We start from the raw sequence: 20,986 nt of genomic DNA, 5'->3' as shown, positions 1-20,986 counted from the left end.
TCGGGGTCTGCCCGCATGGTTCATTCTGGCAGATATGCGGCGGCCAAGTCATCCAGGAGCCGGTGAAAGGCCTCATGTCTGCCTGGTCCGATGCGCTCCTCTTCCAGGCGCTCGAAAGCCTCGTGCATCGCCGTCAGGGCGGGCGTGCCGAGCAGGCGTTCGGCCATGGGGAACAACACATTATTTTCTTTGGCGATGTGCTGGGTCAGCAATTCGATATAGTCAAGGACCGGGGCGACGAAGGATCGGGGGCCGGCGTTGCCTGCCAGGGCGGCGTCCATGTCGCGGATAAGCTCCCGCCCGAGGGCATGTTCGTGAAGCATGACCCCGATGGGACCGCCTTCACGCGGCATGCCCGCGCCCTCCAAGGCGGGGAAGAGGATGTCCTCCCCCTTGCCATGGTGGCATTTGTCGGTAAAAATTTTGAGGAAATCGAGGATGCCCGTAAGCTCGGAGGTAGGAATGGTCCCTCCCGCTTCAATGCGCGTGGTGAGTGCCCGCATTACATCCAGCATGCGAAGAATGCCTTTATGCTCCGCTCGTAGGTCGTCTGTCGCTGTCATACGCTCCTCGTGAAGGACTTTTTTGTTTTTTTATACGCGGCCAACGGTTCTGTTGCAAGTCGCTCAAGCTTTTTTCCCGCATACTGCAGCCAACGGGTTTCGCCTTTTTTGGCCTACTGGTTTACGCCAACGGCAATTCTCCGTGGACAAGGTTGAGGAGCGGCTGGCTTGTCAGGGCCGGTCCACCACGCCCGGCCGACCGCCCTGGCTGTATGGGGCGGTTTCGCATGCTCACAGCGCGCCATCTTTCCAATTGAGGCGAAGACGCTTGGTTTTCCGCCGGATTTGGACGTTGTTGGGACGAGAAGAGTCCAGATCAATAAAGGTGATCCGGCCATCAAAATGCCGTGTCACCGAGATCAGCTTCTTGTCTTCCAGTTCCTGGAGGTGAGCCTTCAACCGCTTGAGGGCTGTCCGGAGTCGCGGGCGAGTCCTTCCAGGGTGCAAGTGTAGGGCTTGGCGTTGGCAAGAATCCAAGCGTTGTGCTCCTCGATACCGTTTCGCGACTCATCGCGACTGACATGTGCCAAGCTGGCCAACATGCGACCTCCTGAAGGCCGCTCCGAGGCCCCATGGTCCCGGAGCGGTCTTTGCATGGGTTTTATGGATGAAAGGACTGGGTCGTCGTGGCTGATGCCCGGGAGGGGGGTGCCGGCGGTTTTTAGCCAAGGCACGCCCGGCGTGGCCTTCGGGGAGTTCGGCCGAAAAACACATAGGGACCTCCCCCCGGCCGTCCCGCCCATGCGGGACGGCCATTGCGGTTGGCGAGAGGGGTTGGTTCTGGCAACAAAAAAGCCCGTGGGGTGCTGTGACAGCACGTCCACGGGCTTCAGGAGGGGCGGAAAAACTGCGGAAGAAAAAGAGGAAGGCGTCAAGACCCCGCTATCGCGGGAACTTGACGCCTTTGAATTCGTTGGCGTCCCCAAGGGGATTTGAACCCCTGTTACCGGCGTGAAAGGCCCCGAGGTATCAGCTTAACATGCCGGAAATATAAGCAAAGCGCTGCGTTAAACGCAACCTGCTCCACCAGAACCGTTTCCAAACCGTTTCCGGGCCTTCAGCCATTTTCATCCCTTCCTGCCTCGACCGTGTCTGGTCACCATGTTCCACCCTGCTAAACCTGCTATTTTTGCTAATGTCCAACAATATCAGCCCAAAGACATGGCTAAGGCCATGCTAAGCAAGTGCTAATCAGCGCCTTGCGGCATTGCAGCATTTCAGGTTTGCATATTGCTTCATGTCTACCTGAGCCGAGGCCATAATTTGGGCTACTTCCAAAACGCCTCAGGGAGATCAAGCTGCTTTTCCTTCAGGAATGTCTTCAAATCTAACTTGAAGGTCCGGTAATCTAGGTCATGGACGGCGGCTTCATGGGCGGCCTTTTTGCGTGAATCTCTATAGTGCCAGATGAAACTGGCGATACCTGCTGCTCCAGCACCCAAGACGGTTCCCAACGCAGCAGGTATTACAGGGGTAAGAAAATACACTGCGCCTCCTGAGGCCATGGCTACATAAGCATCGAATAAGGCGCTTTTGATGTCTTCTGGGCTTTTTCGTCCTTCCTTTGCTAAGCTAAAAAGCATCAGAGTGAACGAGCAAGCAAAATCTATATGTTGCGCCTTATACAGGTAGGTGTTTAGCTTGCGTTCCTTGTGTAATGAAGCCTTGTCGTCTTCTAAACGCTTAGCAAGCCGACCCTCCAGTTTATCGTTTGGGGTGGCCTCGATCTTGTCGAGGTTTACGTCCTCTTCCTCCAGTTCGGCGCGCAGTTCAGTAAGTCCGGCTTCATCTCGCTCGGCCATAAGCCCTTCAATAAACGCCTGGGAGGTTGTGTCTAAGTTCCAGGCCGTCTTTAGGTCCCAAGCCCCCATGTGGGTGACCAGGAGAACGTTGGCATAAGTATGGCGCTGTTCAAAGAAAGGTGGCTCGTCCATATTTTCGAGAAAAGCCTGAATCTCACCCATCAGTTCTTGTTGCTTGGCGTAATGGAGCACGGCCATCAACCAGTCTTGGGAAGAAAAATCAAAATCACTGGGTGGTGTTGGGTGAAGCAAACGCCGCTCGGGTGGAGTGGTCCGTTCAACCTTAAGGAAGCGCTTGGCAAGTCCTATCATGGCAGGAGTGTCACCTTGCTCCCTAGCCATATCGAAGTGTAGGAGTAGGGTCGGTGCGTAGTCACCTGCATTTTGGAGCGCCGTTGACGTTTCCGATTTCATTTCGGCGAAGGCCAGGATGCGGGCGGCATAGTAGTGCTGTTCAGGATCGTTGCCGTGATAGGATTTAGCCGCCTCCACGGCATCAGTCAGGCAGGCCGAGATGTCGGCACAGTAATTATGTCGACTAGAAATGATGTAGTATTGTCCGAGAAGATCCTTGGGAAAACTGTCGTGTAAGGTTTTGAAATTGTGTTCCGCTACAACTGGATCTCCCATGTGGAAGGCTAGGCATCCAGCGGCCCGGAGACGAGACTGCAAAGGTAAAATATTCCCTTTCATGTCGAGGAATGCCAAGCAATATATGAAAGAAGAATAACTTTGCTCAATATCGCGTACAGCAGCATACCAATTGGCTTTGGCAAGCAACAACGGAATTTCGCTCGCTAGACGTAATATAGCGAAAGGAGAGTGTTGTTTTTGATGTAAAATATCAAGAACATAATCGGACCCTTGTAGCAATTGCTTTGAACTCGCTAAAGTACAAAATCTGACAATTGCTTGGCGAGCCTTCTCTGGCATATTGAGGTCATCTAATGACATTCCTTTATGCCGCCATGCAGAAGGATAGTTGTTGTTCAAGGCAATGGCTTGGTCAAAAGCGTCTAGCGCACTTTTGTACTTACCCAATCTGGCAAGGGCAATTCCTTTGTTGTTCCGTAAAATAGCGTTGTTGTTGTTCAGGGAAATTGCACGTTCATAGGCATTTAAAGCCTCTTCAACCCTACCCTGTTCTAAATAAATGTTACCTATACCGTTCCATGGAGAATCATAGTTAGCATCTATGGCGATCGCTTGTTCAAGGGCTGCCATGGCTTCGTCAATCCGGCCCAAGCCAAAGAGACATATCCCTTTATTGTTCCATGGGGCAGCATAATTTACATCTATAGCAATCGCTTCTTCATATGCCTCTAGAGCGTCTTCACTCCGACCAAGTTTTTCAAGCACCGTTCCTTTGCCGTTCCAGGCGTAAGCATAGCTATTGTCAATGACAATCGCTTCTTCATATGCCTCTAGAGCGTATTCGTTTTGACAAAGATTTGCAAGGGCGTTCCCTTTGTCGTTCCAGGCATGCGCATTGTTGCTGTCTATTACAATGGCTTTGTCGAAAGATTTAATGGCTTCTTCAAATTTATTTAGATGATAAAGTTCCAGTCCATTGTTATGCCAGTCAATATTATTATTTAAATTCATGACAATGCAACTCTCCAGTGAAAGGATTTACGGCATTAGTTCTTGCTCATTGAGTTTCAAAGAGCAGAAATAGTTAGCCGGTATGCTTGTTGTCACGGTCGACGATTGCGGGATAATTGAATACAAGAAAAAACTTAAAACAAATTTCCGTTACCCTTTGAGCTTGAAATATGTGCGACCGAGGTCGTCTCGCCCCTTGATCGTATAATGTCCCGATGACCATGAGTCATTTGTGTTCATGAAATAGACGTAAACAAGAAGGCCAAAAAACTGTGCGGAAAGATCGTAGTTTTTCTTTGCAGCCTTGTAGTACAAGCACTCCAAAGGAGTCCCAGCCCAATCGTGCCCTGGAATAAAACTACTGACGGTTATTTCTTCACCAGACACCTTCTCTCTTATAAAGTCGAAGATTCCTGTCAACTCGCTTGGCTTAAGCTTAGCTACGATTTGATCGTAGTCTTTTTTGAAGGGTATTCGCGTTATCTGCTTCAACTGTCCGTTATCAATATTAAACAGCATAGCTCCTCCATGTGTAAACCGTATATGAGTTAGCTTGATCCTTAAACTTGTCCGCACGCATGCGACAAAATCCAAGCCAACTGCCGGCCGTGCGTGAAGCGGCGGGCGAAGTTCCGACCCGCCTTTGAACAAACGGGTCAGATCGATCTTTTAGGCGTGAATGAAGCCGAATGGCAAGACCGGCATGCCAGCGCTTGGCCTACAGACGGGCCGAGCTAAATAGGACAAGAGCCAAAAGCGATCCATACAGGACCGCCGGTGCGGGCATAGCCTGTGGGTCAGGCTGGGACAAAAACGGCCGCAAATGGATCCCTTGAGATCAATGGTCGCACCCCTGGGCACGACGACAACGACAAGGCCCACATATGGCCGCAGCAGACCGTTAAAATGGGCCGACTATGCGAACGGCCGCCCGACAGAGCCGCTGCTCGACTACCCTTTGTCCTTTGGAGTCCAGTCGTTAAACACGCCTTCGTAGGCACTGCGGAAATCAGGGCACATTTTTTCCGAACCCTCGACGTTTATCTTCTTGAGCGGGCAGAATCTCAAGCGCTCGCTAGTGGGGCCGATCCTGACCTCGGCTATGAAGAAAAGCTCACAATCACGGCATGTTGCCATCTCTCTCCTCCGTGTCATCATAATCCCGGGCGGGATATTGATGCTCGCTTAATATAGAATACTCTATATTAACAAGGAGGAAATGACTCCCTCGGGCAATGAGTCTGAATGACTCGGAATAATGGGATGACAACCCAGCCGTGGTTGGACAGGGGCGACAAAACCTCTGGGTTTTGTCTTGACATAATATAGATTATTCTTTATTGGTGGGCTATCCGGGACGAAAAAGGAGGCCCACATGGAACGCGTTTTTGGCTATGTCCGCGTCAGCAGCCCCGGCCAAGTCCAGGGGGACGGACTGGCCCGGCAGGCAAAGGCGATTGCCGACTATGCCCGTTCCCATCGTCTTGATGTCGTGGACATCTACCGTGAGGAAGGCGTCAGTGGGACAAGCGACGACCGCCCCGCCCTGGCCCGGCTCATGGTGGACCTGGAAGAGAACGGCCACGGCGTCAAGACGATCATCGTTGAGAAGCTGGACCGGCTGGCCCGTGACCTCATGGTCCAGGAAGCCGTAATCCGCGACTTCCAGAAGCATCACTTCGACCTCATCTCCGCAACCGAAGGCCCTGACCTGTTGAGCGAAGACCCAACCCGAAAGTTGATCCGGCAGGTGTTCGGCGCTCTCGCTGAATACGACAAGAGCATGTTGGTCTCGAAGCTGCGGGCCGCCCGTGAACGGGTGAAGGCGAAGACTGGCAAATGCGACGGACGCAAGGGCTACTACGAGACCGACCACGGCAAGGCGGTCCTGGCCCGCATCAAGCAACTGAGGCGCAAGCGCCGGGACGTGAAGCCCTTGTCGTTCCCCGACATCGCGGACGTCTTGAACAAGGAGGGCATGTTGACCTTGGCAGGCAAACCCTGGACAGGAGGGAACGTGGCGGCAGCCATGCGCCGCAACCAGAAGCGATAGTTCACAGCCGAGGCCCGGCACCCAAACCGGCCGCCCCAACTGTCAGGGGGATCAAGGCCAGCATGAGGCAGGCTGACAGTGTCTTGCCCAGGACGCCCCCCCTGCTTTTATCTTCACATAGGGGGTGTCACACCCCGCGCCGCCACCCGGCCACATTTTTTTTCTGAACAAAACGACCACATTCCAAAAGAGATCGTTTCAGGTCATTTCCCCGCCCCGCCACCCCCCTTGCCCTGGCTTAGCCCAAAAAGCGCCTGTATCGCTCGTTATGGCAGGTAAAAAGGGCTTCCCTGCTGCCCCCTTTGTCCCGTTTGGGCAAGGGCGTTGAAAAAGGAGGCTGCCAAATGACTGGCATTCGCCAGGGCGGGCGCAGGGTTGACCAGGGTGAAACTGAAGCCGCCTTGCTGGTTACTATCTGGCAGACAGTGCGACCTTCGCCGAGGACGAGGCTAGAAAGAGCAGGACATGGAGGGATCTCTGACCGTTGGCATAATTCCAACAGATAAACCACCGCCTCTGGCGGTGTGACCCGAAAAGGTTCGACCGTTCCGGGAATGTGGCCTTTGGTAGTCAATGCAACACGTGACTCGTAATGGCAGAATGCCGTAAGTTTCTTATTCTTAGGTCGTTAGCCCCCTTCGAGGGGGCATCATCATACCACCGGCTATGCCGGTGGTAGCTGATTCGGTGAGTAGCCTCCGAAGACCACGTTGGTCAGGTATCTTCAGGGCCGTCGGCACCTTCTCCATCACCCTCGGGGACATTCTCACCATCCACGTTACTGCCGCCCACCTGTGACCAATGAATGGCACCATCCAACTGGCCTCGCTTCATGGCCATAACATGGGCGGCGTTATTCATCACGAACTCGAGGAGACGGGCCTCTCCACCGGAGAGGTAACCCCTGACAATGTCACCTGGCACGAGCAGAAACTGCAAGTGCGTCTCGCGCGTAATTTCATCGGCGTACTTCCGGGCCTCCGATGTGAAATCCGTTGTGGTTACTACTACGACGACGTGGGCCTTCTGGTGGATGGCGATGCCTACTTCCTTAGCCACCTCTGAGAGTTGAACCTTTGAGGACTCTTTCAAGTTCTTGCACTGAACAACCCAACGAGAAAAAAGAAGGTCCCGTCCCTCGGCCAACAGATCCACTTCGGCAAAGCTTGTGTCCCGGGCTCGTTGTCGGAACCCACGAGGCTCAAGAGCCAACGCCAGCAGCATCCGCAGTGCGAGCAACTCCAATCCAATTCCACGATTATTCTTGCTGTCTTTGTCGTAAAGTAGATTGCGTACTTCGGGTAGAGGCAACGTGAGTTTTCCGCGAAGATCCCCTGGAATTGCCCCAAACATGTGCGGGAGGATCTTGTCGAGTGGCATCCGCAAGAGTCGGTCACTTGCGCGCGCACTCCCTCCTTTGCCACTTTTCGCAGCGGGAGCCTCAATCCAACCAGCTGCCAGCAAAGGATCGACGACATTCTTCCGCAATTGGTCCTCATCGAACCATGCGCGGGCGCGACGAAGGCACTCGCTGTACACAGGCTTGAGGGGGATATACTCCCTATGTCCTGCTGTTTCCGCACAGCGGCGAAGGATCTCGAGGAAAAGGCGGGGGCCTGGCTCCATTGCAAGTATGGCTGAGAGGTCGTCAGAGTCCGCGCCGATCAGGTCGCGCAGTACGTCGTCGTCGGGACGGCGATACTGGCCATCTTGTACGACTACCCCGGCTTCCATCATCCAGTTTTCGAGGGTCGTATGGTCGGTGGTCGCATTCGATAAGCCCTCTACCCCAAGATTCTCCAACTCACGCTTCAATAGCGCCTTTCGGCTCCCCACCTCGCGACGGTAGTATAGCGTTCGGATGGCCTCAATGAGCAAAATTCCGTTGCGATCAAGGATCATGCGCTTCACGAACTCCCGCGCAGCGAGAAGCGGAGACGACGCATTCACTACATCGAGCCCGAAGTCGGTGAGCAGAAAGGTCCCAGAGTCAACTAGGCCAGTGTTTATCAGCGTCACCGGGACATTCGTAATAGACCTTTTGTTGGCATTGCCGCTGAAGAACTCTGATGCGAAACGCTTAACAGCCACGTCACGATCGCCCTGAGCATCCGCCACAATTCGGAGTGGCCGCCTGATATCCTTGCCGAGAATCCCGGGCGAGAAGTCATTGAAGGACGGGAGCCTTAAATTCCGAGTCGTGTCGCTCATGATGGACCTGCCTCAATTTGCCGCAGTATGGCTCGACCGAGATGTTTGGCCAAGCGAGGGGGGACCGCGTTGCCGACTTGTCGCCATTGCTCTTCGACAGTCCCGGCGAGAAACCAAGCGTCAGGAAAGGTCTGAAGCCGCTTGACCTCTTCTATTCGAAGGATGCGGCTTCGCCAGTGGAAAGGCCCCATGTTGTTGGAACGGCGAGCCTGGATCGTCCACGACGGCATTTCTGGAGATAGCTTAAGCAGAAATGACCAGTAGCGCGAGCGCCATTTGAACACAGGGTTCGGATGACCTCGCTTTGCGGTGAAGAACAGGTAGTTGTCTCCCGGGGGGATAGACTTTAGTAAATCATTATACTTCCCCCCAGCAAAATGCCCGTCGTCACTAGCGTTGTCCTCCGTATCGAGGTCACAGAGTACGTCGCCGGCCGTTCGCCACACCGACAGATTGTCCTCGGACAGATTGCCGTCCAACTTTCTGGGATCCATATGTGTAGGCGGTGGGAATACAAACTTCCGGCCCTTGATGCCTACCATTATGAAGCGTTGTCGGATTTGAGGAACTCCATAGTCGGCTGCGTTAAGAACCTTGAATGAGATTTCATACCCCAGGCGCTCGGCAGTCATGTACAGCCATTCGAAGCCCTCGGGATGGACCTTATACGCAAAGCCAGCCACATTCTCAAAAAGAAATGCTCGCGGCTGTAACTCCTCAAGCAGGCGTAGGTATCCGCGCAGGGTCTCGTCTCCGACGGGATCGTTGATTCCCCGTGGCTTGTCCTTTCGATAGAATCTCGACTTGGAGTAAGGAGGACAGGGAGGCCCTCCGGCCAGTAAGTCTAAGCCGTCCATAGACTCATTGGTAGTTCTCTCGATGAGTTCACGAGAGACGTCGGAAATGTTACCCAGATGGAATACAGCGTTTGTTCCGAAGTTCTGCGGGCGTTGATAGGTTTCTTTGCAAAGAGGTTCAATGTCTGTGGAGAACACCACTTTAAAGCCGGCCTCAGTTAAGCCGACATCAAGGCCGCCAGCACCCGTAAAAAGGCTTACGCATCGCGGCATGGTGATCACGCATTAACGAAGAGCGAGGACACTGCCGCTGATACCATCTTCGACGCAAGTAGCGGCGGCACCGCGTTTCCAATCTGTCGTACGCGGTCACGGCGACTTCCGGTGAATGTATAACCATTGGGGAATGTCTGAATCGCGGCGAGTTCGGGCGTCCGAAGTCGCCGGCTGGTCCAATGGAACGGTCCCACCCATGGGCCGGGGTTGGCATTGATGGTCCAGGAGGGCGCATCAGGGGCGAGTTTCAGTAGGAAGTTCCAGAACCGGGTTTCGGCCTCGAAAACTGGTTCTGGGTGGTTAGCCCACGCTGTTAGATACTTATAATTCCATCCTGGGGGGATCTCCCGAAGTTGATCAGCCCACTTTCCCTCGACCACTTCGCCTTTTTCAAAAAACTGGTTTCCTGCATACGGCGCGATGACTTCGCCGACACCCACCAGCGTGGGGAGCCCTGTGCTCTGGTCGGATGAGTGCGTCTGCTTGGGCGCGATCGGCATGGTACGGCGACTACCGATCACGAAGATGCGCTGCCTCTTCTGCGGAATCCCATAGGCTGTGGCGTCGGCATCGACCATCGTACAGTTGTATCCAGCATACTGAAATGCGGAGAGAAGTGAGTGAAGCACGCCACGATTGCGGGGATGAATGAGACTACGCACGTTCTCCATGACGAAGGCGTCAGCGCGGGATTCCACGACCAGCCGCCAGAACTCCTTGAGCAGGTCACGTCTGTCGTCGTCTTTGGCCTCCCAAATAGGCTCGGGCCGCTTAGCCTCTTCTCCTCGCGCCCTAGCGCGGCGGTAGTGTGCGTCAAAACCGGGGTCGGTCCAGTAACTCGCCTTCGAAAAAGGCTGGCACGGCGGTCCGCCGACCACTATCAGCGGGTCCGAGCGGCCAACTTTAGCCGCCACCCGAATGTCTTCGCCGACAAGGTCGCGTACATCACGTTCCTCGATGACATGATCTTTACCGAGGTTATTCGCCCGAAGTGTGGCGCACGCTTTGCTATCGAACTCTACCGATAGACGAACGTCACAACCAGCCATACGACTTGCGACGGCGAAGCCTCCGGCTCCAGCAAACAGGTCAACTACAGGCAGGTTGAGGGGGTTATACATGAGAACTCCGAGGGAAAAAGAGGACTTCCTTTAATAGTTGCGTAGCGAGCATTACTCATCAGTCCGTAATTGCGGAAAGGGGAGGGGGGGCTGCATCTCGTGTTGCCGGACATCAAGGTGCGCGCGGATCAACCACGCGATGAGCGTGCTCTTTTTGTAGCCGCGCCCGTCGCAGAAGGATTCCAGGCGTCGAAACTCCTCATCAGTGAGCAACACCGATACAGAGTGCGTACGTTTCTTCGCCACGGGCGGCTCCTCCTTCACGGGGGAAGAGATTATAGCTAAAAGTGCGCACTTGTCCATAATTCTCCACAGGGAAGGTGGTGAAAACGAACCCACACAGGGGCGGCAGTCGTGGACATGACCCACAGGTCGGTTGCAGCCCAAAACGCCCGGAAACGGCTCGCCTATAATCAAATGAACGCGCCTGAGACACGGCGGCAGGCCGCAGCCCGGGGCCGCCAGGGCAAGGCGGATCACTCAGCACGCTTCCCCGCTCACCGACAGAAGCACCAACACCGAGCCGGGATGAACCAGCCGGGGGAGGCGATGGCAAGAAGTCCACCCTTGCCGGCAGCCCTTGAGCAAAACTGCCCACGAGCCAAAACGAGCCCAGGCTATCCACGGGCGCGGACATGGCCCGCAGGTCAGGCATGGACAAAAACGGCCGTCAAGGGATCGCGTACGATCAACGGAAAGCGCCACGGGCACCCCAGCGGGACGCCTTGCCTGCCGACACCGACCATAGCGACGGACAGGGCTGCAAGCTAACAGTGCCAAGGTCTGACACATGCAAGCTAACGGTGCCAACCCCTGCCACACGGGTAAGCAGCATTACACATGTAACATATTGTTCTTCTGCCGTTTTCGTGGGAACAATGGCCCGGCAAAACTATGCCGAGGATCACGGCGCGCCAGCCGGTTTTACGGGGACCGACCGGGCATACAAAAAAAAGGATCACATAAAAACCAAACCATCGACAGGGAAAGATGCTTTACCCAAAAACCATTCCCGGAAAATATGTCAATCCGCCAGATTCCGGAACAAACTTGATGGAGACGAACAGGCCACCAGGGACCGGGAAAGGGGAAAACGACAGGGGGACACGACTGACACCAACGGCTGAGGCCAGTCAGCAGACATGACCGAGGACCAGCCCGCTTTGATCACAACCCCAGCTTGAACTACGGAAGGCAATGGCAGCCGGCCCGACGGTCACAGACAATGCCGTAGACAGGACAATACATGCGCGCTTGGCTGATCGCCTCGCGCGCGCGTGCGTAAGCAACAACGCTGCCAATTGCATGGTAAAGAGTATGAAGAAAGAAAAAGACTATAGAACTTTTGTTCGGCCGAATTGGCAAGATGAATCTTGCTATTTATACACTGTGAAGCTGAACAACACGGGGTGGGCCTGGGAGTTTCTGCGCCGAAATACTGCTTATTGCAGCGAATGGGATAATTTGGTCAAGCTCGAAGAAGGAAAGATCGGATGGTGGATTCCGAATGAAGGGCATAGTGAAGCTGAAAAATGGGGGCTATCATCTGGCTACATTAGCCCGGCAGCAACAGGATTTCAGGTAATGGAATTGAACAAGGATCAGCTATTCTTTGACCTGAGCCCCGGAATAGTTTCGGGTAATGTTGGAAATATTGAGCGCTATTCAAGCGAACCTAAGGAGAGAAAAATAATGATGCGCGATGGTCAACTGGCCTTCGCATTTGATCTTTGCCTTAATATAAACGATCAAATCGACTATGCCAAGAGGATTCTGAAGGATGCGCAGAAAGCAATCCATCACTTCGGACCAAGACCAATATCAATCAAGAAGCACAAGCAGAATTGGCCAGACTACCTGCGCATCCTTGATGGCATCCATTGTGGATGTTCCTTCAGCGCAATTGGCGAGATTGTCTACCCTGGCAACGATGACCCTGGGGATCGTGCAAAAAAAGCACACAAAACCGCCCGTAGTCTTGCTGAAAAGGACTATAGGGTGATCATGCTAATAAGGACTCCCCAGAAAACCGAAAAATAGCACGCCCGTTATCTCTCCCATCTCAAGCCTCAGGCTATCCGCTAGGCTGCCTCCTGAAATCATTTGAAGGAGGTTGGCATGAACATGCTGCCCGAACGCCCCCGTCGAAGAATCCCGGCTTCCGTTGTTGCTGCCCAGTATGACGCAGAAAGAGCGGCCCAAGACTTCCTGTTTCAGCTTTGGGGCGAGACCCCGCCCTCTGGGTTCCTGAGCCTCTTCACAAAAGCTGGGAACGCCACAAAGTGGCACCCTTCGTCCGACTTTGAGGCCATGTCCCGTGATGCTGTCACCATTTCCCAGAGCCACGACGTCTGGGACAGCGTCGGCATGTACGCTCAGCCGGCCGCAACAGGCCGAGGCAAGGCTGACGATGTCATCGCAATCCCCGGCTTTTGGATGGATCTTGACATTGCTGACGAGGTCCACGCACAGACAGCCCTGCCCGCGACGGTCGAAGAAGCAATGTCCATCTTTAAGGATTTTCCTTTTAAGCCGACGATAGTCGTTCACTCCGGCCATGGATTGCAAGTCTGGTTTTTGTTCGACAAGCCCTGGCGCTTCGGTTCCGAAGAGCAGCGCAAGAAGGCTCAAGCGTTGAGCAAAGCGTTCCAAGAAGCGATCCAGAGCGTCGCTAGGGCAAAAGGGTGGGAGCTGGACAACACTGCTGATCTTGCACGGGTATTGCGCCTCCCCGGAACGATGAACAACAAGGCCGACCCCGTCCCGGTTCGAATCCTCGAAGAATACACCGATTACGCCCGCCGCTACACCATTGAGCAGATTGAAGCGGGCTTACTTAAATCTCAGGGGGTAGCTGAACCTGCCCTGTCCATGCCCACTGACCACCCAACCCACGTTCCCGGCGACGGTGCGGACCTCGGCCTAATCACCGAGGGGTGTGGCTTCATGCGCCACTGCCGCGACGCCACCACCACCTTGCCCGAGCCGGAGTGGTACGCGGCGATGTCGATACTTGGCCGCTGCCAGGACGGCGCTCGCTTCGCCCATGAGTGGAGCCGCCATTATCCGGGTTATTCAGCGGAGGAAACCGACCGGAAGTTGCGGCAGGCCCTGGAGAAGGGCGGTCCGCGAACCTGCGAAGACATCATTGAGAAGTTCCACCCGGAAGCCTGCGAGACCTGCCCTAGCCGGGACAAAGTCAAAAGCCCGGTCGTCCTGGGGCGGGTCCGCCAGCCATTGCCGCTGAAAAGAGCCGTAGCGAGCCACCGTCCGTTTCCGGTGGACTACCTGGGGCCTGTGCTTGGTCCGGCTGCAAAAGCCACCAGTGAAGCAAATGGAGTGCCTCTGGCCATCGCTGCACAAAGCTTCCTTGCCGCCGCGACGTTGGCAGTCCAGGGGGTTGCCGATGTCGAAACTGATGGGCGACGTTCACCGATTTCAAATTACTTCATAACTGTGGCAAGATCAGGCGAGAGGAAGTCTTCTACAGATGCAGAAGCTTTGTTCCAACACTATGCGTTTGAGAAATCCCTGACGGATGCCTACAACGAAGCCATAGCGTCATACCAACTACAAGTAGCGGCTTACGGCCAAGCTAAAAACTTGGCCTTGAAGAATTGCGGAAGAGAGGCCACGCGAGAGAATATTGAAGCCTCGCTAAATTTAATCGGCGAGGAACCGAAGGAACCGCTGGCACCAAATGTCATAGTGACCGACCCGACGCCTGCTGGACTTATGCGGCACTTCCAAAATAGCCGTCCGAGCTTGGGAATTTTTTCGGATGAAGGAGGTCAGTTCGTTGGCGGCTATGCAATGTTAAAAGAACACCAAATCGAGACCGCCGCCAACTTGAGCAAATTTTGGGACGGCAAGCCAATCACTAAAGCCCGAGGTGTTGACGGTACCGTGCGAGTTGCTGACCGTCGCCTCACGATGCACCTGATGCTCCAGCCGCAGGTCGCGAGTGGGTTTGTAGGTAACGGAGCCTTACTCGACCAGGGCATCCTGTCTCGGGCGCTCATCGTCTACCCCGAATCGACCATAGGGACGCGGAAATATAAGCGGCGGAATCTCCGCCGAGTGCCTGAGATGAAAGCCTACCACGAGCGGATACTGGCGATACTTTCAGTTCCTCTCCCTACGAAGGAAAAAAATCCGAAGGAATTGGCTCCAAGGGCAATCAAACCTTCCGCAGAAGCAATGGATGCATACCGCCAATTTTACGATGAAACCGAATACCAAATGAGGGATGGCGGAGCCTTGGCATGGATTCGTGGTTTTGCAAACAAGTCCGCCGAACACGCTGCCCGTCTTGCCGCAGTCCTTACCCTCGTCGACGACCTCGAAGCGCCGGAAATCGCCCTTGGGAAGATGCAGGCGGGCGTTGAACTGATGCGTTTCTATCTTCATGAGGCCCTACGCATCCACGGCTCCTTCGAACACGATCCCGACCTTGATTTGGCGGAACGCCTGCTGACATGGGCGCAAGGGCAAGGTGAACACGTGGCGCTCGTGGACATATATCAAAGGGGACCAAACTCGATCCGCAGCAAGGGCGTTGCCATACGAACTGCGAAAATTCTTGAAGATCACGGCTGGTTTATCCCGGTCCCCGGTGGGGCGTTCATCGACAGCAAAAAGCGCCAGAAGGTCTGGCGGGTTGTCCGGGACGACATTTAGCACGGCGTAGCATGGCTTTAGCGCCTGCAACAACGAGTCCGGCCAAGACATTGGCAGCTTTAGCTGGTTTAGCGGCATATCCGTCAGGCGAAAAAAGGCCCCGTGATGAAACTGGAAGACCTGGGCAAGCCCATGACCGCGAAGGAAGTCGCCAAAGTGTTGGGGGTTGCTCCCAACACGGTCATGAGGCATGCTTCTCGTCTCGGGGCCTTGCGCCTAGGCGGAAGGACGCTGTTCTTTGAAAACAAGGTGTTGGAGGCAATCACCAATGGCATCCAAGATTGTCAAGAACGGCCGAGCCCGATGGAAAGCCCGCGTCCAGAGAGACGGGGGCATAAGGCAGAAACTGTTCGAGACCAAGGCCGAGGCCCTGGACTGGGAATCGGCCATGAGAAAGTCCCCTACCTGGGAGGTCCAGGAGCCAGTGATGGCGACAGCAACCGTCACGGTCTTGATGTGGATGAATAGTTACCTGGACGCTGTCACGGACCGGGCCATGACGAACAAGACCTACGACGAGAAGAAGACCGCGTTCAAGCGTTTATTCGCCGTCTACCCCAAGACAGGGGAGGTTACGGCCATCACCGTGGCCCACGCCTATGCCGTGCTTCGGAAACGGGCGAAGACCGTTTCCGGCCACGCAGCAAACAAGGACAGGAAAAACCTGTCAGCAGCTTGGGCATGGGGGGTGAAGTACATGGGCCTGCCCGAAAAGAACCCCTTCAAGGAAGTGGAGCGGTTCGGAGAGGACAAGAAACCCAAGTATGTTCCCAGTGAGGAGGACTTCTGGAAGGTCTACCACGTGGCGGAGAACGAGCAAGACCGGATCATGCTCTTGACCTACCTGCACACTGGAGCGAGGAAATCTGAAATCCTGAACCTGCGTTGGGACGACATCGACTTCGAGGATTCCCGCCTGCGCCTCTGGACCAAGAAACGCCAGGGGGGCTCCAGGGAATTCGATTGGATTCCCATGACCAAGGAGTTGGGTGCTGCCTTGCGGCGTCATCGCCAGGATGCGAACAGCGTGTTCGTGTTCACGAGGAAGAGAGGGCAGAAGTACACCACCCGCCAGCACTGGTTACGGTACCTGTGCGGCATGGCCAGGCGTTTGCCCTCACGCGCCAACCATTCGGTGAAATCGTACCAGTCGAACACTGGTGCGCTTGCGCCATCGGCCATCGTGCCGCCATAAGCGGGACGCAATGCTCCTCCGATAACTGACGGCATATAGATATCCTGCCAGACGCCGGCGACATACCGCATTCCCTCCGGTGCGCACCGAGGCCTCCACTGTAAATCCCAGATAGATGGTGGGACTATGTCCCCGGCCAAATACCCTGATCCAGGGTGCCCGCTGATAACGCCAGCGGCGACACAAAGACAGTGGAAACCACCGATTTTTCGGGAATTACTCGCCGTGTATCCGGTTGGATAGGTGGAATTTGCCGAAAAAAGTAGCCTGATACCCCCAGTGTCTTGGCACGCATAAACATTGAGATCCTTGCCCGCACGTTTTGTCGGGTCCGCCAAGATCTGCGAATCCGAGTCATAATTCGCCGCATCGTTAAGGTCTTTCGCCTGTAATCCGGCAATGTAGTAGCCAGAATCGTTGACATTTAGCGTGACACGATCCGGGCTACACCATGTCCTACGACCCTCGGCATCGGTGGTGCTGGCGACCGTGGCCAGGGCCGAGCGCGCATAGTGGGCCGGGGTGGAGGCGATAACGGTGATGATCGGATCACGCCCCCCCGTAGCGTGCTGGTCGGCATGGTTGACAAGGCTCTTTTTGTCGTCATTGCCGTGCATGATGCTGACAAGATTACTGGTCAGCGCGTCTCCGTCGTCCATCTCCAGCGTGACGGTGGTCGTCGGATCAGAGTAGGATGACGATGCGGTAGTGCCATATTGGAGCCCATCCGCGCCGCAATCGGCCTGGACGCGGACGCCGGGAGACAATTTTTCTGTGAGGTCGATAGACGCCGTAAGGGAGGCATTGGACAAGTAGGTTGCGGGGATGGCGGCGGACCAAGGGCCGGAGCCGTCACCTATTTCAGAGGGGTCTTTAAGCTCATAGCCAGAGCCATCCAATTTTACGGCGGGTATCTGCCCTGCGTTGCTTGTTGTGACCGTCGGCATGTTAAGGCCGGCGGCATATCCTGCGGCTGCGGCGGCATAACCGCCAGCCACATCCCTCGCCGCCTCCGAGCCGGCCTGGGCCTCGCCGGCCAGAACCGCCGACGCGGCGGCCTCGGCAGCCTTGGTCGTGACCGTGGCTGCGGCAGAGCTTGCCAAGCTAGTATTGCTTGCGACGGTTGCGGCGACAGCTTCAACTTCAGAAAGCACAGTAGGGACGCTCTCGAGGTCAGGAAGAATTGCGTTGATACCATCGACAGTGTCGTTAACTTGGCCGGTCATGGTATCAAGATTCCCGAGCGACGTGCTCATCGCGTCATCAAAATCGGTCAACATTCGACCAGGAGCGTCTATTCTGACGGAAATTTTAGGAATAGGCATGGTTCCTCCTATATTAATCCGGTAACATCAAACGAAACTGTGCACTGGCTCAAGCCCTCTATGGGGATCTCAAACTCTCCAGCCCATCCATAAACGGTCAGCGACTGCGGCTCGATGCCGTTTTCGTTGTGGATAACAAACAAAGCCGCAATGCCATCAATGTCTGCAAGCCGTTTCTTGACGAAGTCAACATCATTTAACGATATGTCCGCTGTAAACTTTACGGTGCTGGCGTTTGAGCCTTTGAGTAAAGACGTACGTCCGAAGCTGTCCGTGGTTTTTTTGGAGTAGCTTAGGCCATTAATCTTTGCGCCCCACTGGGTTTTCCCAAGAGGGGCCGAAAGGCCGGCTATGATATTCCCTACTTTTGCTTTTCCTTCGCCTGCATCAATGCGGATTCTCGCCTGTGTCGCACCGCGCAAAAGGAGTGTCTCGAAGACGTCGCCCTTGAACACCCGCTCACCAAAACAATACTCGGACATGGTGTATGTAGGCTGTAGAATCTGATGCGTTGAGGTCTTAATTATTGTTTCGGAAACTATTTGGTCGATTGTTAGTGTGTAGCCTTCAACTCCAAATATAACTATCGAATCACACCGCGAAACATCGAAGGTATTGTCAATGAGGTAATCGTTTTCAGTCTGCGTGTTTGTATATTCATCAACGCACAAATAGGCGTTCGTCGCGCCCCGGTCACTCCATGCCGGGTCTGTCCCTGTTAAGTTGGCGGGAGGATTGGCGCGCTCATCTAGGTCCGCGATGGCACCGATCCGCTTCTTCTGATCCGCCTCCCATGCTTGGGCTGACGTCATGATGCCGCCATAAATAGCGCCAGGATCACCAGAAAGCTGGCCAAGCTCGGTTAGTATGCTGGCGGCGCTCTGCATGGATTTGGCCCAGGCGTCAATTTTGACGATCTGTTTTTCAAGAGACCTGTTCTGGCCGATCACTGAAAGCGCTTCATTAATGTCTGACACGTCGCCCTTCGCCCCGATCGTAGAGCGCCGGATGGAGGCGACAGAAGCGTCATACTTCTTGTCTATGGCGGACAGCTTCGCACCCAAAGAGTCCCCATCAAGCTGGGAAAGAAGAATCTCCTGTTGATTTTGGGCTTGCTCCAGGGCGGCGGCGGCCTGGGAGCCAAAACGTTCAGCGGCCAGCCCCGCATTCTTTGCGGCCTTGGAGCCGCGGTTCATTTTCTTTTCGTAGGATTCCTGCGCGTCTCCGATCCTGCCCCATGCCTCACGCTGGTCGTTGATGGCCCGCGTAAGGTCTTCCTGGGACAACCGCCCTGAATCTATTTTCCGTTGGAGTTGGTTGGCGACCCCCAGATTCTTCTTCCACGTTTCGCCAAGTTGGTACTCCGCCGTTCCAGACCCACTCAAAAGCTTGGAACTATCCGAGGCGGAGTAGCCGGCTTCCTCGATCTGCTTCTTGACGGTCTGGCCAAGGGGTTTCCCATCCGGGCCGACGACGGCCACCCTCATCCGAATCTGGTTTGTCCCGCTGGAGGCAAGGTTTTGAGCCCTGGCAAGCCCTTCCTGGACGGACTTTTCATTTTCAGCATCGCCAAAAACGCTCATTCCATAGAGCGCTCCGGCCCCGATGGCCCATGGGTTGCCACGCGAAACCATGGCACCGACACCGCCACCCAAAATGGCACCCTGGAGCGGAGCGGGGATTTTCTGCCAGGCGGTGACAAAGTCGTTGATGGCCGTGATGGCCGCCTGGAGCGCTGGCACGGCGCTACGCATGAGATTTGTCCCCAGGTTCGCAGCGCCGGAAGCCATTGCGCCCAAGGCGTATTGAGCTTCCGGCCGGCTGATTTCGTCCTGGAATGCCTTCATGGAAATTGTGGCTTGGTCCACGAACTGCTGAAGGGCAGGGCCAAAGGCCTCGCCAAGTGTAACTTGTAAGTTTTGAGAGTACCGTTCGAAAGAGAGCAGGGCTTTCCCCGCAGTATCCATCGACCTCGAATAAACGTTGGCGATGTCAGGGCCACGTTCCATGACCGCATTGAACCGCGCCTGTATTTTCTCGTTTTCCGTCAGAGCGTTGGCCGTCGTGCCGAGCTGATCGGCCAACTTTTTGTAGGATGACTCGAAATTGACGTTGAGCCCGACCGTGCGCAGCATCTCCGGCTGTGCTGTCTGGATGGCGTCCACAAGACGGGCGAAGGTGGCGGAGGAGTTTTCCCCAGCAATGCCGGCGGCATCCTGGGCCAGGCGGGCAAGATCGGTTGCCTTGGAAAGATCAAGGTGCGCCTGGACGAGTTTGGTCGCTTGCTGGCGCGACTCCACCATAGAGATGCCGGTTTTCTGGAGCGCGGCGGCCGTCGCGTTCATCTCGCCGGCCGTGTACCCGGCATTTGCTCCGACGGTCTCCATGACCACGCCGAGCGTCTCGTAGCGCGCGGCGAGCATGACCGAACCTTTGATGTAGTCCGCGACCTTGTAGGCAGCAAAGGCGGCCCCGAGCTTCAGGACGATGCTTTCGAGGCTGGAGATTGCGGACGTTGCTGTCGAGGCGGAGCTTTTGACCTGATCGAGCCCATTCCCGAGCTTGGCAAACTCGACCGCAGACACTCCGGCCTTTTGCCCAAGCGCCATGATTTCGCGCTGGGTCAGCCCCGCGGCTTTCCCGATCTCTTCGATTTGGCGCTTGGTCTTATTTAAGGCTGCGGCGGCATTGTCCGCCCCTAGCTTCCGCTCGAAACGATCCTCAAGGGACTTGATCTCGCGTTCGGTGAGTTGCGCGGCAACACCGGTGGCCTCAAGGCTTTTACGAAAATCCTTGACGGAGGAAATGCCCCTGGAGGCGTCGACGTCGATACGAAGGCCCATGGTCGCTCCTGCTTTGGGAGACCATGGCGGCCAGCCCACGCATGGGCCATCATGAAGGTGCGAAAATGGGGCCTGCGAAAAGGAGTACGCTGGTTTTTATTGCCATCCAGAAAGGATTCCTGGTATCGGGCGCGAGAAAGGGGAAAATCGTGAAAATTATCTTGACTTTTCTCGTCGTCATCCTGGCGTGGGGACAATTGGCGTGGGCCGGAAGTTGGGAGCAGTTTGATGCGTCCGTTGAAAAAATTTCCGATGCTGTTGAAGTTGGAGTTAGTCACAACAAGTTCCTTGAGTTGCTAGCTGACGCAAACACAAGGTCAAAAGGTATTTGCGAGACTATGGAGCAAGGTAAAAAGTCAAACAACTGGTTTTGTCTTGCATTTTGGCAATTCAAGCTTGCTGCAATGAACTGGTACGGATCAGGTATCCCTGATCGGGGAAGATTCTCGGCAGCCATGCAAAGTGTTGCTAACGGTAGGATATCTGGTGGTAAAGTAAAATAGTAAAGTGAGCTA

Annotated in this window: 13 protein-coding genes, 1 other RNA gene and 1 pseudogene; 5 read left to right on the top strand and 10 right to left on the bottom strand. The window is 55.0% G+C overall.

Annotated elements, in window-relative coordinates; all coding sequences use genetic code 11:
• Positions 1 to 20 precede the first annotated feature (20 nt).
• The 4 genes from ACMZ6R_RS01020 to ACMZ6R_RS01005 form a co-directional block, all read right to left on the bottom strand.
• Complete coding sequence (locus ACMZ6R_RS01020) at positions 21 to 563, bottom strand: hemerythrin domain-containing protein (RefSeq protein WP_416108826.1); 543 nt, start codon at positions 561 to 563, stop codon at positions 21 to 23.
• Positions 564 to 720: 157 nt separating this feature from the next.
• An RNA gene (locus ACMZ6R_RS01015) (hammerhead ribozyme type II) lies at positions 721 to 792 on the bottom strand.
• Between the two features lie 1,039 nt (positions 793 to 1,831).
• Positions 1,832 to 3,970 carry a tetratricopeptide repeat protein gene (locus tag ACMZ6R_RS01010; RefSeq protein WP_416108825.1) on the bottom strand — a complete coding sequence of 713 codons (2,139 nt, stop codon included), beginning with the start codon at positions 3,968 to 3,970 and terminating at the stop codon, positions 1,832 to 1,834.
• A 150-nt stretch (positions 3,971 to 4,120) separates the two neighbouring features.
• Positions 4,121 to 4,489: a hypothetical protein gene (locus ACMZ6R_RS01005; protein WP_416108823.1), complete on the bottom strand. Its 369-nt coding sequence runs from the start codon at positions 4,487 to 4,489 to the stop codon at positions 4,121 to 4,123.
• A gap of 856 nt (positions 4,490 to 5,345) precedes the next feature.
• Between ACMZ6R_RS01005 and ACMZ6R_RS01000 the strand changes: the two genes are divergently transcribed.
• Positions 5,346 to 6,023, top strand: a complete 678-nt coding sequence (locus ACMZ6R_RS01000; protein ID WP_416108822.1) for a recombinase family protein — start codon at positions 5,346 to 5,348, stop codon at positions 6,021 to 6,023.
• Between the two features lie 714 nt (positions 6,024 to 6,737).
• Here ACMZ6R_RS01000 and ACMZ6R_RS00995 read toward each other — a convergent pair.
• Genes ACMZ6R_RS00995 through ACMZ6R_RS00980 form a run of 4 tightly spaced genes read right to left on the bottom strand, consistent with a single transcriptional unit; the run spans position 6,738 to position 10,674 of the window.
• A complete protein-coding gene (locus ACMZ6R_RS00995) occupies positions 6,738 to 8,234 on the bottom strand; it encodes a restriction endonuclease (protein WP_416108821.1) in 1,497 nt (498 codons plus the stop codon).
• Positions 8,231 to 9,304, bottom strand: a complete 1,074-nt coding sequence (locus tag ACMZ6R_RS00990; protein WP_416108820.1) for a DNA cytosine methyltransferase — start codon at positions 9,302 to 9,304, stop codon at positions 8,231 to 8,233. Before ACMZ6R_RS00990 ends, ACMZ6R_RS00995 begins: the two co-directional genes overlap by 4 nt.
• A gap of 5 nt (positions 9,305 to 9,309) precedes the next feature.
• Positions 9,310 to 10,428: a DNA cytosine methyltransferase gene (locus tag ACMZ6R_RS00985; RefSeq protein ID WP_416108818.1), complete on the bottom strand. Its 1,119-nt coding sequence runs from the start codon at positions 10,426 to 10,428 to the stop codon at positions 9,310 to 9,312.
• 51 nt (positions 10,429 to 10,479) lie between these two features.
• Positions 10,480 to 10,674, bottom strand: a complete 195-nt coding sequence (locus tag ACMZ6R_RS00980) for a hypothetical protein (protein ID WP_416108816.1) — start codon at positions 10,672 to 10,674, stop codon at positions 10,480 to 10,482.
• A 1,071-nt stretch (positions 10,675 to 11,745) separates the two neighbouring features.
• On the opposite strand from ACMZ6R_RS00980, the gene ACMZ6R_RS00975 reads away from it, so the two are divergent.
• From ACMZ6R_RS00975 to ACMZ6R_RS00965, 3 genes are all read left to right on the top strand, one after another.
• Positions 11,746 to 12,468, top strand: a complete 723-nt coding sequence (locus ACMZ6R_RS00975) for a transcriptional regulator domain-containing protein (protein WP_416108815.1) — start codon at positions 11,746 to 11,748, stop codon at positions 12,466 to 12,468.
• Positions 12,469 to 12,546: 78 nt separating this feature from the next.
• A complete protein-coding gene (locus tag ACMZ6R_RS00970) occupies positions 12,547 to 15,108 on the top strand; it encodes a YfjI family protein (protein WP_416108814.1) in 2,562 nt (853 codons plus the stop codon).
• A 268-nt stretch (positions 15,109 to 15,376) separates the two neighbouring features.
• Positions 15,377 to 16,303 carry a site-specific integrase gene (locus ACMZ6R_RS00965; protein ID WP_416108813.1) on the top strand — a complete coding sequence of 309 codons (927 nt, stop codon included), beginning with the start codon at positions 15,377 to 15,379 and terminating at the stop codon, positions 16,301 to 16,303.
• 116 nt (positions 16,304 to 16,419) lie between these two features.
• Here ACMZ6R_RS00965 and ACMZ6R_RS00960 read toward each other — a convergent pair.
• Both ACMZ6R_RS00960 and ACMZ6R_RS00955 read right to left on the bottom strand, forming a co-directional pair.
• Positions 16,420 to 16,920: pseudogene (locus tag ACMZ6R_RS00960) on the bottom strand (hypothetical protein); the annotation flags it as partial.
• 716 nt (positions 16,921 to 17,636) lie between these two features.
• Positions 17,637 to 20,471, bottom strand: a complete 2,835-nt coding sequence (locus ACMZ6R_RS00955; protein ID WP_416108812.1) for a hypothetical protein — start codon at positions 20,469 to 20,471, stop codon at positions 17,637 to 17,639.
• A 23-nt stretch (positions 20,472 to 20,494) separates the two neighbouring features.
• Between ACMZ6R_RS00955 and ACMZ6R_RS00950 the strand changes: the two genes are divergently transcribed.
• Positions 20,495 to 20,974, top strand: coding sequence for a hypothetical protein (locus ACMZ6R_RS00950; protein WP_416108811.1), 480 nt, complete (start codon positions 20,495 to 20,497; stop codon positions 20,972 to 20,974).
• The last annotated feature ends 12 nt before the right edge of the window (positions 20,975 to 20,986 follow it).

Source organism: Solidesulfovibrio sp. C21 (assembly GCF_047785625.1).
Taxonomy (GTDB): Bacteria; Desulfobacterota; Desulfovibrionia; order Desulfovibrionales; family Desulfovibrionaceae; genus Solidesulfovibrio.
The sequence above is the reverse complement of the archived record's forward strand: the minus strand, read 5'-3'. Positions and strand labels throughout refer to the sequence as shown.

Excerpts from the sequence above, each read along its gene's own strand:
- ACMZ6R_RS01000 (WP_416108822.1), top strand. The coding sequence starts at position 5,346 with ATGGAACGCGTTTTTGGCTATGTCCGCGTCAGCAGCCCCGGCCAAGTC.
- ACMZ6R_RS00985 (WP_416108818.1), bottom strand. The coding sequence starts at position 10,428 with ATGTATAACCCCCTCAACCTGCCTGTAGTTGACCTGTTTGCTGGAGCC.
- ACMZ6R_RS00975 (WP_416108815.1), top strand. The coding sequence starts at position 11,746 with ATGAAGAAAGAAAAAGACTATAGAACTTTTGTTCGGCCGAATTGGCAA.
- ACMZ6R_RS00950 (WP_416108811.1), top strand. The coding sequence starts at position 20,495 with ATGGCGGCCAGCCCACGCATGGGCCATCATGAAGGTGCGAAAATGGGG.
- ACMZ6R_RS00955 (WP_416108812.1), bottom strand. The coding sequence starts at position 20,471 with ATGGGCCTTCGTATCGACGTCGACGCCTCCAGGGGCATTTCCTCCGTC.
- ACMZ6R_RS00970 (WP_416108814.1), top strand. The coding sequence starts at position 12,547 with ATGAACATGCTGCCCGAACGCCCCCGTCGAAGAATCCCGGCTTCCGTT.
- ACMZ6R_RS00990 (WP_416108820.1), bottom strand. The coding sequence starts at position 9,304 with ATGCCGCGATGCGTAAGCCTTTTTACGGGTGCTGGCGGCCTTGATGTC.
- ACMZ6R_RS01010 (WP_416108825.1), bottom strand. The coding sequence starts at position 3,970 with ATGAATTTAAATAATAATATTGACTGGCATAACAATGGACTGGAACTT.
- ACMZ6R_RS00995 (WP_416108821.1), bottom strand. The coding sequence starts at position 8,234 with ATGAGCGACACGACTCGGAATTTAAGGCTCCCGTCCTTCAATGACTTC.
- ACMZ6R_RS01020 (WP_416108826.1), bottom strand. The coding sequence starts at position 563 with ATGACAGCGACAGACGACCTACGAGCGGAGCATAAAGGCATTCTTCGC.
- ACMZ6R_RS00965 (WP_416108813.1), top strand. The coding sequence starts at position 15,377 with ATGGCATCCAAGATTGTCAAGAACGGCCGAGCCCGATGGAAAGCCCGC.
- ACMZ6R_RS01005 (WP_416108823.1), bottom strand. The coding sequence starts at position 4,489 with ATGCTGTTTAATATTGATAACGGACAGTTGAAGCAGATAACGCGAATA.